Annotated in this window: 12 protein-coding genes; 8 read left to right on the forward strand and 4 right to left on the reverse strand. The window is 70.5% G+C overall.

Annotated elements, in window-relative coordinates:
* Nucleotide 1: 1 nt before the first annotated feature.
* The 5 genes from C3Y15_RS10430 (at nt 2) to C3Y15_RS10450 (ending at nt 6,054) form a co-directional block, all read left to right on the forward strand.
* Nucleotides 2-961, forward strand: coding sequence for a glycosyltransferase family 2 protein (locus C3Y15_RS10430; RefSeq protein WP_014724615.1), 960 nt, complete (start codon nt 2-4; stop codon nt 959-961).
* Between the two features lie 43 nt (nt 962-1,004).
* On the forward strand, nt 1,005-2,141 hold the full coding sequence (locus C3Y15_RS10435; protein ID WP_045578190.1) for a glycosyltransferase family 4 protein: 1,137 nt from the start codon (nt 1,005-1,007) through the stop codon (nt 2,139-2,141).
* Entirely contained in the window at nt 2,138-3,604 is a 1,467-nt protein-coding gene (locus C3Y15_RS10440; protein ID WP_011881540.1) for a glucose-6-phosphate isomerase, read from the forward strand. The genes C3Y15_RS10435 and C3Y15_RS10440 overlap by 4 nt, the downstream gene beginning before the upstream one ends.
* A complete protein-coding gene (locus C3Y15_RS10445) occupies nt 3,601-4,788 on the forward strand; it encodes a glycosyltransferase family 4 protein (RefSeq protein ID WP_014724616.1) in 1,188 nt (395 codons plus the stop codon). Before C3Y15_RS10440 ends, C3Y15_RS10445 begins: the two co-directional genes overlap by 4 nt.
* A 99-nt stretch (nt 4,789-4,887) precedes the next feature.
* Complete coding sequence (locus C3Y15_RS10450; protein ID WP_011881542.1) at nt 4,888-6,054, forward strand: glycosyltransferase family 4 protein; 1,167 nt, start codon at nt 4,888-4,890, stop codon at nt 6,052-6,054.
* Between the two features lie 149 nt (nt 6,055-6,203).
* Here C3Y15_RS10450 and C3Y15_RS10455 read toward each other — a convergent pair whose 3' ends face one another.
* A complete protein-coding gene (locus C3Y15_RS10455; RefSeq protein ID WP_069246545.1) occupies nt 6,204-7,430 on the reverse strand; it encodes an MFS transporter in 1,227 nt (408 codons plus the stop codon).
* Between the two features lie 142 nt (nt 7,431-7,572).
* Between C3Y15_RS10455 and C3Y15_RS10460 the strand changes: the two genes are divergently transcribed.
* The gene (locus tag C3Y15_RS10460) at nt 7,573-8,040 is read left to right on the forward strand and encodes a helix-turn-helix domain-containing protein (protein ID WP_011881544.1); all 468 of its coding nucleotides are present in this window, start codon (nt 7,573-7,575) and stop codon (nt 8,038-8,040) included.
* A gap of 79 nt (nt 8,041-8,119) precedes the next feature.
* Here C3Y15_RS10460 and C3Y15_RS10465 read toward each other — a convergent pair whose 3' ends face one another.
* The 3 genes from C3Y15_RS10465 to C3Y15_RS10475 form a co-directional block, all read right to left on the reverse strand.
* Nucleotides 8,120-9,571: an MFS transporter gene (locus tag C3Y15_RS10465; RefSeq protein ID WP_011881545.1), complete on the reverse strand. Its 1,452-nt coding sequence runs from the start codon at nt 9,569-9,571 to the stop codon at nt 8,120-8,122.
* A gap of 397 nt (nt 9,572-9,968) precedes the next feature.
* On the reverse strand, nt 9,969-10,733 hold the full coding sequence (locus C3Y15_RS10470) for an AraC family transcriptional regulator (RefSeq protein WP_069246544.1): 765 nt from the start codon (nt 10,731-10,733) through the stop codon (nt 9,969-9,971).
* 22 nt (nt 10,734-10,755) lie between these two features.
* Nucleotides 10,756-11,097 (reverse strand): FKBP-type peptidyl-prolyl cis-trans isomerase, encoded by a 342-nt coding sequence (locus C3Y15_RS10475; protein WP_011881547.1) that lies wholly within the window; start codon nt 11,095-11,097, stop codon nt 10,756-10,758.
* Nucleotides 11,098-11,659: 562 nt separating this feature from the next.
* Between C3Y15_RS10475 and C3Y15_RS10480 the strand changes: the two genes are divergently transcribed.
* Nucleotides 11,660-12,583, forward strand: a complete 924-nt coding sequence (locus C3Y15_RS10480; protein ID WP_059695989.1) for a metal-dependent hydrolase — start codon at nt 11,660-11,662, stop codon at nt 12,581-12,583.
* 466 nt (nt 12,584-13,049) lie between these two features.
* Nucleotides 13,050-14,516 (forward strand): sigma-54 dependent transcriptional regulator, encoded by a 1,467-nt coding sequence (locus C3Y15_RS10490; protein WP_011881549.1) that lies wholly within the window; start codon nt 13,050-13,052, stop codon nt 14,514-14,516.
* Nucleotides 14,517-14,888 lie beyond the last annotated feature (372 nt).

Below are 14,888 nucleotides of genomic sequence, written 5' to 3' on the forward strand. Positions count from 1 at the left end.
GATGAAAATTTCCGTGCTCGTTCCGACCTACCGGCGCCCTGCCGACCTCGCGCGCTGCCTGCTCGCGCTGCAGCGGCAGCAGCGGCTGCCCGACGAGGTGATCGTCGTCGCGCGCCCGGAGGACGACGCCACCCACGAGCGCCTCGCCGATCCGGCCGTGGCCGGCACGCTGCCGCTGCGCATCGTGCCGGTCGATGTGCCGGGGCAGGTCGCCGCGCTGAACCAGGGCCTCGATTCGGCGAGCGGCGACATCGTCGCGATCACCGACGACGACGCCGCGCCGCGCGCCGACTGGCTCGCGCGCATCGAAGCCGCGTTCGCGGCCGACCCGCGCGTGGGCGCGGTCGGCGGCCGCGACTGGGTGCACGAGAAGGGCCGCGTGCTCGACGAATCGCGCGAGCGCGTCGGCCAGCTCACGCTGTCCGGCAAGATCGTCGGCAATCACCATCTCGGGGTCGGCGGCGCGCGCGAGGTCGACATGCTGAAGGGCGCCAATATGAGCTATCGCCGCGCGGCGATCGAGCGCCTGCGCTTCGACACGCGCCTGCGCGGCGCCGGCGCACAGGTGCACAACGACATGGCGTTCAGCATGCGCGTGCAGCGCGAAGGCTGGAAGCTCGTCTACGACCCGGCGATCGCCGTCGATCACTTTCCGGCCGAACGCTTCGACGACGACCGGCGCGATGCGGCGTCGCTGAATGCGATCAGCAACGGCGCATACAACCTGCATCTGATCCTGCGCGAGCATCTGCCGCCGCTGCGCCGCGAGCTCGCGTGGTGGTGGTGGACGCTGGTCGGCACGCGCGTCTATCCGGGCCTCGCGCATCTGCTGCTGTCGCTGCATACGGCGCGGCGCGAGCGCGTGCGCGAGCACTGGCGCGCGGTGCGCCGCGGCGCCCGCGAGGCGCGCCGCGCGAACCTTGCCCCCCATCGTGCGGCGATGCCGCCGGTGACGTCTTGAACCGGCCGCGCGCAGCGCGCACGGCCACCCCCGGAGGGCATTCATGACCGCAACGAAAGTTCACGTGCACCTGTTCTACGGCGCCGATCCGCGGACCTACCGCCAAGGCGAGAACATCGGCTGCCTGTACGGCTATCACCACGCGGAGTCCGACGAATTCCGGCTGAGCTATTCGCAGGACCGCCGCGAGAATCGCGTCGCGGGCGTCGCGCGGCGGGCGCTGAAGGCCGCGCTCGGCTTCGACGTCGTGCACGCCTGGCGCAACCGCGGCGCGTTGCTGAACGCCGACGTGATCTGGACGCACACCGAGCAGGAGCACCTCGCGGCCGCGCTGATCCTCAAGCTCGCGGGCGCGCAGGGCAAGCGCCCGCTGCTGCTCGCGCAAAGCGTGTGGCTGTTCGACAAGTGGAGCAGCTTCGGTGCGCCGCGCCGCTGGCTGTACCGCAAGCTGGTCGCGCGCGCCGACGTGCTGACCACGCTCGCGCGCGACAACGCCGAGCTGTGCCGCCGCTATCTCGGGCGCGACGCGACGTTCGTCTATTACGGCCTGAACACGCAGGACTTTCCGCCGATCGAGCCGGTGCAATGGCAGCCGGGCCGGCCGCTGCGGATCGCCGCGATCGGCAACGACCGCGATCGCGACTGGCGCACCTTCCTGGCCGCGTTCGGCGGCGACGCGCGCTACGACGTGCGGCTCGCGACGCGGCGGCGCGTGCCGCGCGAATGGCATGCGCCGAACGTGCAGATCGGCTCCGCGTCGGGGCTCGCGAAGCAGCACGAGCTGTACGCGTGGGCCGACGTGATCGTCGTGCCGCTGCGGCCGAACTTCCATGCGTCGGGCATCACCGTGATGCTCGAGGCGGCGGCGGTCGGCAAGCCGATGATCGTGTCCGACGTGGGCGGGCTGAGCGACTACTTCCCGCACGACACGGCCGCGTACGTGCCGGCGTTCGACGCGCAGGCGATGCGCCAGGCCGCCGATCGCTTCGCCGCCGATCCGTCGGCGGCGCTCGCCTGCGCGCGCGCCGCGGCGGCGTGCCTGCGCGAGCGCAATCTGACCACGCAGGCGTTCGCCGAGCAGCACGTGCGGATCACCCGCGACCTGCTGCGCGGGCGGCGCACGCCCGCGGCGGCGGAGCTGGCGATGCCGCTCGCGGATTCGCAGCCTTCGTCGCGATGAGTACGATCGCCGCCGAACGCGCGCCGTCGCGCAGCCGCAGCTGGTTCGCGGAGCCGAAGCACTGGGCCGGGCAGGCTGCGCTGTGGTCGTTTACCGCCGCGCTGATCGCCGTGCACCAGGGCAAGGTGCTGACGCTCGCGTTCCCGGTGCTCGCCATCGCGGTCGGCGTCTGGCTGTATTTCAAGAGCCCGGCGCGCTACGTCGGCTTCATGTGGTGGGTGTGGTTCCTGAGCCCCGAGGTGCGGCGGCTGGCCGACTGGTCGAAGGGCGCGTTCACGCCGACGAGCCTGATCCAGGTCGCGCCGCTCGCGGTCACGATGATCGCCGGCCTCGGCCTGATCCGGCATTACCGCGTGCTCGCGCAGCGGCGCGGGATTCCGGTGCTGCTGATGCTGTTCGGGCTCGTGTACGCGTATCTGGTCGGCATCGTGTCGAGCGGCGTGATGGCCGCGACCTACGACCTCGCGAACTGGCTGTACCCGATCCTGATCGGCTTTCACATCATGGTGAACGCGCGCAACTATCCCGAGTACCGCGACGTGCTGCTCGCCACCTTCATGTGGGGCATGCTCGTGATGGGCGTGTACGGCGTCGTGCAGTACTTCGTGATGCCGCAGTGGGACGTGCTGTGGATGGTCGGCTCGCAGATGGGCTCGCAGGGCGAGCCGGTGCCGTACGGCGTGCGGGTGTTCAGCACGATGAACTCGTCGGGGCCGTTCGCGTTCGCGATGATGGGCGCGCTCGTGTTCGTGCTGGTCGCGCCGCAGCGGATTCGCTGGGTCGCCGGCGCGGCCGGCTTCGTGTCGTTCGCGCTGTGCCTGGTGCGCTCGACGTGGGGCGGCTGGGTGATCGCGCTCGCGATCCAGCTCGTGCAGTCGAGCAATCGCGTGCGGATGCGCATCCTGATCAGCGGCGTCGTGCTGGTCGGGCTGTGCGTGCCGCTGCTGACCGTCGGGCCGGTGGCCGACCGGCTGGGTCAGCGTCTGGAATCGATCACGAACCTGAAGGACGACCGCAGCTACGACGACCGCAACAAGTTCTACGCGACCTTCGCGCAGACGGCGTTCACCGACGTCGCCGGCGAAGGGATGGGCGCGACCGGCGCTTCGACGAAGCTGTCGAGCGACAGCGGCGAGCTCGGCAAGTACGGCAGCTTCGACAGCGGCGTGATGAACGTGCCGTTCGTGCTCGGCTGGCCCGGCACGCTGCTGTATCTCGCCGGCGTGGTGATGCTGTTCGGCCGCACGTTGCGCGCCGCGTTCAAGCTGCGCAAGGACAAGTTCGTCGGCGCGTGCCTGAGCCTGTGTCTGTCGACGTTCGCGATGCTGGTCTTCACGAACTCGCTGATCGGCACGGGTGGGCTGCTGATGTACACGGCCATTTTTTCCATACTATCCGCGGCGCACTGGCAGAAGGCGCAGCGCCTGCTGGCCGCCGCGCGTTCACGGGGAGGCGACCATTGAGAATCGCGATCGTCACGCATGTCGTGCGTCATAACGACGGGCAGGGCCGCGTCAATTACGAAATCGCGCGCGCCGCGCTGGCCGAGGGCTACGAGGTCACGCTGGTCGCGTCGCACGTCGCGCCCGAGCTGCTGGCCGAACCGCGCGTGCGCTGGGTGCCGGTGAAGGCCGGGCGCTGGTGGCCGTCGAATCTCGTCAAGCAGCAGGTGTTCGCGCTCAAGAGCGCGTGGTGGCTGCGCACGCATCGCGCCGAGTACGACGTGCTGCACGTGAACGGCTTCATCTCGTGGGTCCGCGCGGACGTGAACACCGCGCACTTCGTGCACGGCGGCTGGTTCAAGAGCCCGTACTACCCGTTCGGGCTGACCAAGGGGCTGTGGTCCGCGTACCAGTACGTCTATACGCGCGTGAACACGGCGCTCGAGCGCTGGGCATACCGGCGCTCGCGCGCGATCACGGCCGTGTCGCAGAAGGTGGCCGACGAGATCGCCGGGCTCGGCATCGACAGCCGCAAGATCAGCGTGATCTACAACGGCGTCGACGCCGGCGCGTTCGCGCACGCGCAGGCCGACCGCGCGGCCTTCAAGCTGCCGGACGACGCGTTCCTGCTGCTGTTCGTCGGCGACCTGCGCACGCCGCGCAAGAATCTCGGCACCGTGCTGAAGGCGCTGACGCAGCTGCCGGCGAACGTACATCTGGCGGTGGCCGGCTATCTGCCGGGCAGCCCGTATCCGGACGAGGCGCGCGCGCTCGGCATCGACGCGCGCGTGCATTTCCTCGGGCTGGTGAAGAACATGCCGACGCTGATGCGCTCGGTCGACGCGTACGTGTTCCCGTCGCGCTACGAAGCGATGAGCCTTTCGCTGCTCGAGGCGATGGCGGCCGGGCTGCCGGTCGTCACCGCGCGCACCGCCGGCGGCGCGGAGATCATCACGCGCGACTGCGGGATCGTGCTGGAGGACCCGGACGATCCGGCCGCGCTCGCGCAGGCGATCGGCTCGCTCGCCGCGTCGCGCGAGACCTGCCGCGCGATGGGTGAAGCCGCGCGCGAACTGATGACGCGCTTCGGCTGGGCGCACATGGGCGCGCAGTACGTCGCGCTGTACCGGCGCATCGGCGAACCGTCGCAGCCGGTTGCGTTCGAGCGCGCCGACGATGCGCTCACGCAGGAGCAATCGTGTTGACGTGTTCCGCCGCCTGACCGCGGCGCATTCCCACAGCTGATCGCGCGATCCGGCGCACGCATGCGTGCGGCGGACCTGGCGAGTTTCTCGGAGCAACTGATGAATCAATCTTCCCGGCCGATCAAATCGTTGCAGATCGGCATGCACTGGTTCCCCGAACGTGCGGGCGGCCTCGACCGGATGTACTACTCGCTCGTCGGCGCGCTGCCCGGTGCGGGCGTCGAGGTGCGCGGGCTGGTGGCCGGCTCGCCGAAGGTCGCCAACGACACGGGCGGCGCGATCCAGGGCTTCGGGCCCGCATCGCAGCCGCTCGCGCGCCGCATGCTCGCCGCGCGCCGCGCGTTGCGCGACGAAATCCGCAGCGCACGGCCCGACGTGATCTCGTCGCACTTCGCCCTCTATACGTTCCCGGGCCTCGACGTCACGCGGGGGATTCCGCAGGTGTCGCACTTCCAGGGGCCGTGGGCCGACGAAAGTCAGGTAGAGGGCGCCGCGTCGCTGGGACAGCGCGCGAAGCGCTATCTCGAACAGGCCGTCTACGTGCGCTCGTCGCGCCTGATCGTGCTGTCGCAGGCGTTCGGCCAGATCCTGACGAACCGCTACGGCATCGATCCGTCGCGCGTGCGCGTGATTCCCGGCTGCGTCGACACCGCGCAGTTCGACACGCCGCTCACGCCGGCCGATGCGCGCCACAAGCTGCAATTGCCGCAGGACCGCCCGATCGTGCTGGCGGTGCGGCGGCTCGTGCGGCGCATGGGGCTGGAAGACCTGATCGACGCGATCGGCATCGTCAAGCGTCGTCATCCCGACGTGCTGCTGCTGATCGCCGGCAAGGGCAAGATCGGCGAGGAGCTGCAGCAGCGCATCGACGCCGCGGGGCTTCAGGACAACGTCAAACTGCTCGGGTTCGTGCCGGACAACCATCTCGCGGCGCTGTACCGCGCGGCGACGGTCAGCGTCGTGCCGACGGTCGCGCTCGAAGGCTTCGGGCTGATCACCGTCGAATCGCTGGCGTCCGGCACGCCGGTGCTGGTGACGCCGGTCGGCGGGCTGCCGGAGGCCGTCGCGGGGCTGTCGAGCGACCTCGTGCTGCCGTCGACCGGCGCCGACGCGATCGCGGAAGGGATCGGCGGCGCGCTGTCGGGCGCGATCGCGCTGCCCGACGAAGTCGCATGCAAGCGCTATGCGCGCGAGCACTTCGACAATGCGGTGATCGCGCGGCGCGTCGCCGGCGTCTATGAAGAGGCGATCCGCGCGGCCAGCTGAGCGCGCGACGCGTGACGCGTGACGCACCGCGACCGGCGCGCAGGGCGACCTCGCGCCGGGGCACGGACCGGCTCGCCCGACTTCGGCGAGCCGTTTTTTTCGTTCGTTGCATGGCCGCCGCGCGGGCGGCGCGACGTGTTCGGCGTGTGCTATCGGCGCTCGAGCGTCGCGGCCCATACGCACGACGCGGCCACGCTGACCGCCGCGCCGAGTGCGCAGACGCCGAGCCAGCCCGCGTGCGCATATGCGATCGTCGAGGCGATCGCGCCGAGCCCGCTGCCCGCCGAATAGAACAGCATGTAGCAGCCGACCACGCGCGCGTGCGCATCGGGCCGCGCGCCGAGGATCATGCTCTGGTTCACGACGTGGACGGCCTGCCCGCCGACGTCGAGCAGCACGATGCCGACGACCAGCCACGCGATCGACGTGCCCGCGAACGCGAGCGGCAGCCACGCGCACGCGAGCAGCAGCAGCGCGGCGCCCGTCGTCGGCTCGCCGCGCCCGCGATCGGCGAGCCGGCCCGCGCGTGCGGCCGCAGCGGCGCCGAGCGCGCCCACCAGCCCGAAGGCGCCGACCTGCGTATGCGACATCGGCTCCGGTCCCGCGCTGAGCGGCAACACCAGCGCGCTCCAGAAGATGCTGAACGCGGCGAACATCAGCAGCGCGATCGCGCCGCGCACGCGCAGCACGCGCTCGGTGCGCAGCAGCGTGACCATCGAGCCGAGCAGCGCCGCATAGCCGATCCGCTCGCGCGGCGCGTCGATGGCCGGCAACAGGCGGGCGAGCGCCGCGAGCATCGCGAGCGCGGCCGCGCCCGACACCAGATACACCGCGCGCCAGCCGGCGAGGTCCGTCACCACACCCGCGAGCGAGCGTGCGGCGAGCAGGCCGATCACGACGCCGCCCTGCGCCGCGCCGACCACGCGGCCGCGCTCGCCGGGCGCCGCGAGCGCGGCCGCGCATGCGATCAGTCCTTGCGTCGTCGCGGTGCCGAGCAGGCCGAGCGCGACCATGCCGGCCAGCAACGCGATGCGTGTCGACGCCGTGGCCACGCACGCGCATGCCGCCGCCAGCAGGACGAGTTGCACGGCGATCAGGCGCTTGCGGTTCAGCAGATCGCCGAGCGGCACGACGAACAGCAGCGCGAGCGCGCAGCCGAGCTGCGTCGCGGTGATGACGCCGCCGATCGCGGCCGGCGCGACGCGGAACTCGCGCGCGATCGAATCGAGCAGCGGTTGCGCGTAGTACACGTTCGCGACGCTCGCCGCGCAGCAGACCGCGAGCAACGCGACGGTCGCGGTCGGCACGCGGGCCTGGTTCGCGGCGCGCGGCGGCGCAGCCGACGCGGCCAGGTCGGAGCAGCAGGACGATTCCATCGGCGTTCTCACTCAAGTAGTTGCAAATAGAAACCTGTTGGAGTGTAGAAAAACAAGTTTTAAAATGCAACTGAAAAGCGTCGGGCGACGGGCCCGCGCATCGAGGGCGGCCCACGCGGCCGAAAGGAAAGCGGAGAGCAATATGGCCAGACAGAGAAGTCTTGCGGATTCGCCGTGCCCGGTGGCGCGCGCGACCGATATCGTCGGCGATCGCTGGGCGTTGCTGATCGTGCGCGACGCGTTCGACGGCGTGCGGCGGTTCGGCGATTTCCGTGCGAGCCTCGGCGTCGCGAGCAACATCCTGTCCGACCGGCTCAGGATGCTGGTGGACGCCGGCGTGTTCGAAGTCGTGCCCGCATCGGACGGCAGCGCATATCAGGAGTACGCGTTGACGAAGAAGGGCGAGGGGCTGTTCCCCGTCATCGTGATGCTGCGGCAGTGGGGCGAGGCGAATCTGTTCGAGCGTGGCGAGCCGCGTTCGGTGCTGATCGATCGCAACACCGGCCGCGCGCTGCGCAAGATCGCGTTGCGGCACGACGACGGGCGCGCGGTGAAGGCGGCGGAAACGTTCGTGCGCAAGGTCGTCGACGATTCGAACGGGCCGCGCTGACGCGCGGCTGCGCATCGCGCAATCGCGGTTGGCGTCTGCGATCGGCCGGCTCGTCGTGCGCCGACGATGGACCTGCCGATCAGTCCGCGGCCGACACCGGCCGACGTGCGGCCGCCGCGTCGCGATGTGGGTCGCGATGCGCGTCGCGCCGCACCAGCGTCGCGAGCAACGCGGCGGCGATCAGCAGCGCTACCGACACGGCGGTTTCGACGCGCAGGCCGTGGACGGTCTGCGCTGCGCCGCCCGCGCCGGTGAGCGCGCCGAAGGCGGCGACGCCCATCGCGCCGCCCGCCTGACGCGCGGTGTTCAACACGGCCGACGCGATGCCCGCGCGCGCGGGCTCGACCGACGCGAGCACGGCCGTCGTCATCGCCGGCACCGCGAAGCCCATGCCGGCCGGGATCAGCAGGAACGGCACGAGCAGCAGCGGCAGCGGCGTCTGCGCGTCGACGAAATGCAGCGATCCGTAGCCGACGGCCGCGACCAGCGCACCGGCCAACATCGGCATGCGCGGGCCGTCATGCGCGACCGCGCGGCCGCTCGCCAGATTCGACAGCAGGAAGCCGCCCGTCAGCGGCAGGAACGCGAGGCCCGCCTGCAGCGCCGTTTCGCCGCGCACGCGCTGCAGATACAGCGCGAGCACGAACACGGTGCCGTAATAGGTGAGGTTCACGCAGACGCCGAACAGCACGGCCGCGCTGAACGTGCGGCGACGGAACAGCGACAGCGGCAGCATCGGCGCCGTGCTGCGCGCCTCGACCGCGACGAACGCGAGCGCGGCGAGTGCCGCCACCGCGAAGCCGCCCGCGACGACCGGATGCACGAAGCCGAGCGGCCGCCATTCGATCACGGCGGCGGTCAGCGCGGTGAGCATCGCGATCGCGATCAGTTGGCCGCGTACGTCGAGCAGGCGCGCGGCGGCCGGCGGCGGCGCCGCATCGGCGCGCCGCGCGGGCACCCACGCGAACGTGGCCGCGAGCCCCGCCGCGCACAGCGGCAGATTCACGAGGAAGATGCCGCGCCAGCCCCAGGCGGCGATCAGCAGCCCGCCCACCACCGGGCCGGCGGCGATCGAGATCGATCCCGCGGCCGTCCATGCACCGACGGCGCGCGCGCGTAGCCGCGGGTCGTGCCGGCACGCGTCGTTGAGCAAGGCGAGCGAATTCGGCAGCATTGCCGCCGCGCCGATGCCCTGCGCCGCGCGGGCGGCGATCAGCATCGCGGGCGAGACGGCAGCGCCGCACGCGAGCGACGCGACCGAGAACAGCACGAGGCCCGCGACGTACAGGCGGCGCGCGCCGAAGCGGTCGCCGAGCGCGCCGCCCGTCAGCATCAGCACCGCGAAGGCGAGCGTGTACGCATCGACGACCCACTGCAGCGCGGCGACCGGCAGGTGCAGATCGCCGGCGAGATGCGCGAGCGCGATGTTGACGATCGTAACGTCGAGCTGCGTGACGACGAAGCCGACGCTGACGGTCGCCACGACGCGTGCGAGCGCGGGCGGCAGGGCGGGGGAGCGTGACGTGTCCATGCGCGTATCGTAGGACGCGTCGGGTGCGGGATGTTTCGGCCTGCGGTGAAGTATCGATGTTGCTGAGGATGAGGATGCGAGGCGGCTGGCCGCGCGATGCGACGGCTTGACGGCAGCGCGTGTGCCCGATGCCACCGCCGATCAGGACGTGAAGCACGCAACGCCATGCGGATGTCGCGCGATGCGGCGGCTTGACAGCAGCGCGTGTGCCCGATGCCACCGCCGATGAGGACGTGAAGCAAGCAACGCCATGCGGGTGGCCGCGCGATGCGACGGCTTGACGGCAGCGCGTGTGCCCGACGCCACCGCCGATCAGGACGTGAAGCACGCAACGCCATGCGGATGTCGCGCGATGCGGCGGCTTGACAGCAGCAGCGCCCGAGCCGCCCCAAACCTTTCAGTGCCGCTCGCTGCGCCAGCGCCCGGGCGCGACGCCGAAGCGCTTCGTGAACGCGTGCGTGAAGGTGCTCTGATCGGCGAAGCCGACCATGCCGGCGATGTCGACGAGCGGATGACGGCCGTCGGCGAGCAGCACGACGGCCGCGTCGAGCCGTAGCCGCTGCAGGTAGCGGTGCGGCGTTTCGCCGAACGCGTCGACGAACAGCTGATGAAAGCGGCGCATCCCGTAACCGCAGTGCGCGGCGAGATCCGCGATGCGCAGCGGCTCGGCGAGCCGCGCGCGCAGCCAGCGGTCGATGCGCGCGAAATCGAGGCCCACAGCGGGCGCGGCGAGGCTGGCGTCGTCGAGCAGCGCGTCGCACAGGCGCGCCGCAGCGTGCCACTGGAAACGATGCGCGCGCGCGGCGTCGGCCGGCCCGTCGAGCTGCGCGGCGGCCGTCGCGAGCTGCGCGACCAGCGACGTCAGCGCCGGATCGATCGACACCGCGCGTGCGCGGTCGAACAGACGCTGCGGCAGCGCCAGCGACGCGGCGGGCAGGTCGAGCACGAGCTGGCGATTCTCGCCGAGCCCGGCGTACTCGTGGCGCGCGCCCGCCGGGATCAGCCATGCCGCATGCCGGTCGATGCGGCGGCCGACGCCGTCGACCGCCATCACCATCGCGCCGTTGACGCCCAGCACGACCTGATGGAAATCGTGCACGTCCGACGCCTCGCACGTGTCGTAACGGCGCAGCGCGATGGCGGGAGACGGCACGCGTTCCATCGGGAGGGCGTCGGCAGCCGTGTCAGACGGCGAGCAGCTCGACTTCGAACACGAGCGTCGCGTTCGGCGGAATCACGCCGCCTGCGCCGCGCGGGCCGTAGCCGAGTTGGGGCGGAATCGTCAGGCGACGCACGCCGCCCACCTTCATGCCCTGCACGCCTTCGTCCCAGCCCTTGATGACCATGCCGCCGCCGAGCACGAACGCGAACGGGTCGTTGCGGTCCTTGCTCGAATCGAATTTCTGACCGTCGGTCAGCCAGCCCGTGTAGTGGACGCTGACGGTCTGGCCCGCGGCGGCTTCCGCGCCGGTGCCTTCGGTCAGGTCTTCGATTTTGAGGCCCGATGCGGTCGTGGTGACGGACATGACTTCTCCTGAGAGGGGTTGAGTAAGACCGCTATTGTAGGCGAGCCCGCCGCGCGTCACCGGACGCGGCGCGCGCATGGCCGGGCGGGCGCCGCGCGCCCGGCGCGGCCGCTGACGTCGGCGCGCGCGAAACCCGAATGGAACGCGCGTTTGAATTCGGCTGCGATCCGATCGATCGCGCTGCACCGGGCGGTCGCAGCTCGCGTATGAATCGTGGCGGCACGCGCGTACCGCGGCGCGTCGCAAGCCGCGTTGCGATCGCCTGGAGCGCCCGCCGCACGGGGCTTTCGCGGCGATACCGCCATGCGCGTGGGTGCCGCGCGTGCCGGTCGCGCAACGGTTCGCGCGTTCGAATCGCGGTCCATCCACACGCTGCACGAACGCCGTTTTTGCGACGCCGCGCCCGGTGCGCCGTTTGGAAGCGCGCGTCTACCGTTCGGCTTGCCCGCGCCGCCGGACGGCGCCTATCTTTACATCTATCGATGTCAAGATCAGTACGTTGCGGGACGGCGTGCGCGCCGCACGGCCTTCGAGGCTGCCCGCCGCAAGGAGAACGACCAACATGAAGTCAGCCGCTTCCGCCGCCGCCATCGCGGCCGACGTGATGCCGGTGCGCCGCGACCTGCGCTTCGAGCTGCCGGTCGAGCGCGCAAAGGATTGGCACGCAATGGGCCCGCACGTGACCCACTTCTTCAACGCGCTGTCGCTGCTGTTTCCGGCCGGCGAACGCTTTTTCATGGACTCGGTGCGCAACTACCGCGACCGCATCGACGATCCGCTGCTCAAGCAGCAGGTGCTCGGCTTCATCGGCCAGGAGGCGATGCACACGCGCGAACACGTCGAATACAACGAGCTGATGCAGGCGAACCGGCTGCCGGCGCGCAAGCTCGACAAGCGCATCTGGACCGTGCTCGGGTACCTGAAGCGCAAGCTGCCGCATTCGATGCAGCTCGCGCATACGGTGGCCGCCGAGCACTACACGGCGATGCTCGCCGACTGGCTGCTGAGCGACCCGACGCGCCTCGACGGCTCGGTCGACGGCTATCGGCAGATGTGGCTGTGGCACGCGCTCGAGGAAACCGAGCACAAGGCCGTGTCGTTCGACGTCTGGAACGCGGCGATCCGCCCCGGCCCGCGTCGCTATCTGATCCGGATCGGCGCCTATCTGCTGACGACGCTGACGTTCTGGCCGACCGTGTTCCTGCTGCACGTCACGCTGTTGTCGCGCGATCGAGCGATCCGGCACCGGTTGCGCGGGATGCTGCGGATGATCGCGTTCCTGTACGGGCCGCGCCGCGGGCTGTTTCCGCGCATCGCGCGCGAATGGCTCAGCTATTTCCGGCCGGGCTTCCATCCGTGGGACCACGACAACCGCCATCATCTCGCCCGGGTGGATGGGCTCGTCGCCGCATCGCGCGCGGCCAGCCTCCCGTCGGTCGGCCGCGGTCGCGCCGGTGCGCTCGGGCCGATCGCTTCGACGCGCTGACGCGGGGTGAGGGGCGCTTTGGGGCGCGAACGGGTGCGCTGCGGCGCCCTGACCGGCGCGTGTTGCGTTCCTGCATCATCGACGCCTTCATCCGACGATTGACCGAGGTCAATCGGAAAACGGTTACGCATGCGCGGCTCGCGCTGCGCATTGCGAGCGCCGCCGCGCCCGCGTCGGTCCGACCCACGCCCGTCCCGCATCCGTCCAGCGCCTGGCCCGCTCCCGACCGGCGCACTCCCGGACCGCTCGCGCGCGCCCCGGAAAATCCCACCAATCGGGATAACCCCCATCCAGCCGCCCCTCGGCGGTATCGATATACCGTTCATCGACCGATTCGCGGGCCGCGCGATTATTGCCTTGGGGGATTCTATTCGGACGGAAATGCGGCCAATATGTGGGTTCGAACAGCTGCGTCGCACGCCGCGACGAGCCGGCGCACGATACCAACGCCAAGCGGGGAACAACGATGGTTGCAAAATCACCCGATGCAAACCCGACGGCGGCCGAAACGCCGCTCTTGTCCGTTACCGCACCCGAGGCAGGACGCAAGCTGTTCGTGATCATGCGTTCGCCCGACGAACCGTTGCTCGCGCAACTACGCGACCTTGGCTGGGAAGTCTCGGTCGCGAAGACGGCCGGCGCCGCGCAGAACATGACATCCGGCGTCAACGTCGCGGCCGGGCTCATCGATTTCACCGGCTTCACGTCGCGCGACTATCCGGCGCTGAAGGCGTGTCTGAGCCAGCCCGCGATCGGCTGGATTTCCGTCGCGCAGGGCGGCGTCACGATCAGCGCCGCGGTGCGCGAGATGATTCGCAGCTACTGCTTTGACTACGTGACGCTGCCGTTGCCGTACGAATGGATTTCGCACGTGCTCGGCCATGCGCGCGGGATGGCCGCGCTCGATCGCGTCGACGGCGCCGCGTATGCGGCGTCGATCGGCGAGCACGGGATGATCGGCAACTGCGAGGCGATGCAGCAGTTGTTCAGCACGATTCGCAAGGTCGCGAAGACGGACGCGAGCGTGTTCATCTCCGGCGAGTCGGGCACCGGCAAGGAGCTGACCGCGCTCGCGATCCACGAGCGCTCGGTGCGCGGCAAGGGGCCGTTCGTCGCGATCAACTGCGGCGCGATTCCGCATCATCTGCTGCAATCCGAGCTGTTCGGCTACGAGCGCGGCGCGTTCACCGGCGCGAACCAGCGGCGCGCCGGGCGGATCGAGTCGGCGAACGGCGGCACGCTGTTCCTCGACGAAATCGGCGACATGCCGGTCGAGAGCCAGGCGAGCCTGTTGCGGTTCCTGCAGGAAGGGAAGATCGAGCGTCTCGGCGGGCAGGAATCGATTCCGGTCGACGTGCGGATCATCTCCGCGACGCACGTCGATCTCGACGGCGCGGTCGAGGCCGGACGCTTCCGCGCGGATCTCTATCACCGGCTCTGCGTGCTGCGCATCCACGAGCCGCCGCTGCGCGCGCGCGGCAAGGACATCGACATCCTCGCGCATTACGTGCTGCAGAAATACAAGGCCGACAGCGGCCGCAAGATCAGCGGCTTCACGTCGGCGGCGCTCGACGCGATGCGCCGCTACGAGTGGCCGGGCAACGTGCGCGAGCTGATCAACCGCGTGCGGCGCGCGATCGTGATGGCCGAGAGCCGGCTGCTGACGCCGCACGATCTCGGGCTCGACGTGCCGGGCGAAACGGAGCCCGTGACGCTCGAGCAGGCGCGCTCGCTCGCCGAGCGCACGGCGATCGAGAACGCGCTGCTGCGCAACGATCACCGGATCAACAAGGCGGCCGCCGAACTCGGCATTTCGCGCGTGACGCTGTACCGGATGATGATCGAGCACGGGCTCAACGATCACGACAACGGCGGCGAAAACGGCAAGGACGGCTCGCCGGCCGGCGACGCGGACAACCAGCGCGTCGGCTGAACGCGGCGCGTAACGGCGCTGCGGCGGGTCCCGGCCGTGCGCCCGTGCGCGGGCGATTCGCGGTTCTGTGTAAAGCCCGTGAAACGTTTCGTGCCGGCGTGCGCGCGAACCGGCGCGGCGATCGCCCGCCATGGCGCGCCGCACGCGCCGGGCAAATTTTCCACACCCGCGCCGAGCATCGGCCTGCGGCGTATTCCGCGTCGCAGTGCGGTCGCCGTTTCCCCATCGTGTGTTTCAGTTTTGAAACGTCAGGCCTGCTGGCGCCGGTTCGCGGCGCAAGTCGTCCGACGAAAGCCCCGTGGCGACGGGCCTGCGCTCGCCTGGCGCGCTCCTTGCGAATGTCGAGGTGCGAAAGTCGACGACGGGCATCCG

Origin of the sequence: Burkholderia sp. B10, from assembly GCF_004368385.1 — a bacterium.
GTDB classification, from domain to species: Bacteria; Pseudomonadota; Gammaproteobacteria; order Burkholderiales; family Burkholderiaceae; genus Burkholderia; species Burkholderia vietnamiensis.

Coding starts and splice junctions, on each gene's coding strand:
- C3Y15_RS10450 (WP_011881542.1), top strand. CDS start 4,888: ATGAATCAATCTTCCCGGCCGATCAAATCGTTGCAGATCGGCATGCAC.
- C3Y15_RS10475 (WP_011881547.1), bottom strand. CDS start 11,097: ATGTCCGTCACCACGACCGCATCGGGCCTCAAAATCGAAGACCTGACC.
- C3Y15_RS10440 (WP_011881540.1), top strand. CDS start 2,138: ATGAGTACGATCGCCGCCGAACGCGCGCCGTCGCGCAGCCGCAGCTGG.
- C3Y15_RS10455 (WP_069246545.1), bottom strand. CDS start 7,430: ATGGAATCGTCCTGCTGCTCCGACCTGGCCGCGTCGGCTGCGCCGCCG.
- C3Y15_RS10470 (WP_069246544.1), bottom strand. CDS start 10,733: ATGGAACGCGTGCCGTCTCCCGCCATCGCGCTGCGCCGTTACGACACG.
- C3Y15_RS10435 (WP_045578190.1), top strand. CDS start 1,005: ATGACCGCAACGAAAGTTCACGTGCACCTGTTCTACGGCGCCGATCCG.
- C3Y15_RS10490 (WP_011881549.1), top strand. CDS start 13,050: ATGGTTGCAAAATCACCCGATGCAAACCCGACGGCGGCCGAAACGCCG.
- C3Y15_RS10460 (WP_011881544.1), top strand. CDS start 7,573: ATGGCCAGACAGAGAAGTCTTGCGGATTCGCCGTGCCCGGTGGCGCGC.
- C3Y15_RS10480 (WP_059695989.1), top strand. CDS start 11,660: ATGAAGTCAGCCGCTTCCGCCGCCGCCATCGCGGCCGACGTGATGCCG.
- C3Y15_RS10465 (WP_011881545.1), bottom strand. CDS start 9,571: ATGGACACGTCACGCTCCCCCGCCCTGCCGCCCGCGCTCGCACGCGTC.
- C3Y15_RS10430 (WP_014724615.1), top strand. CDS start 2: ATGAAAATTTCCGTGCTCGTTCCGACCTACCGGCGCCCTGCCGACCTC.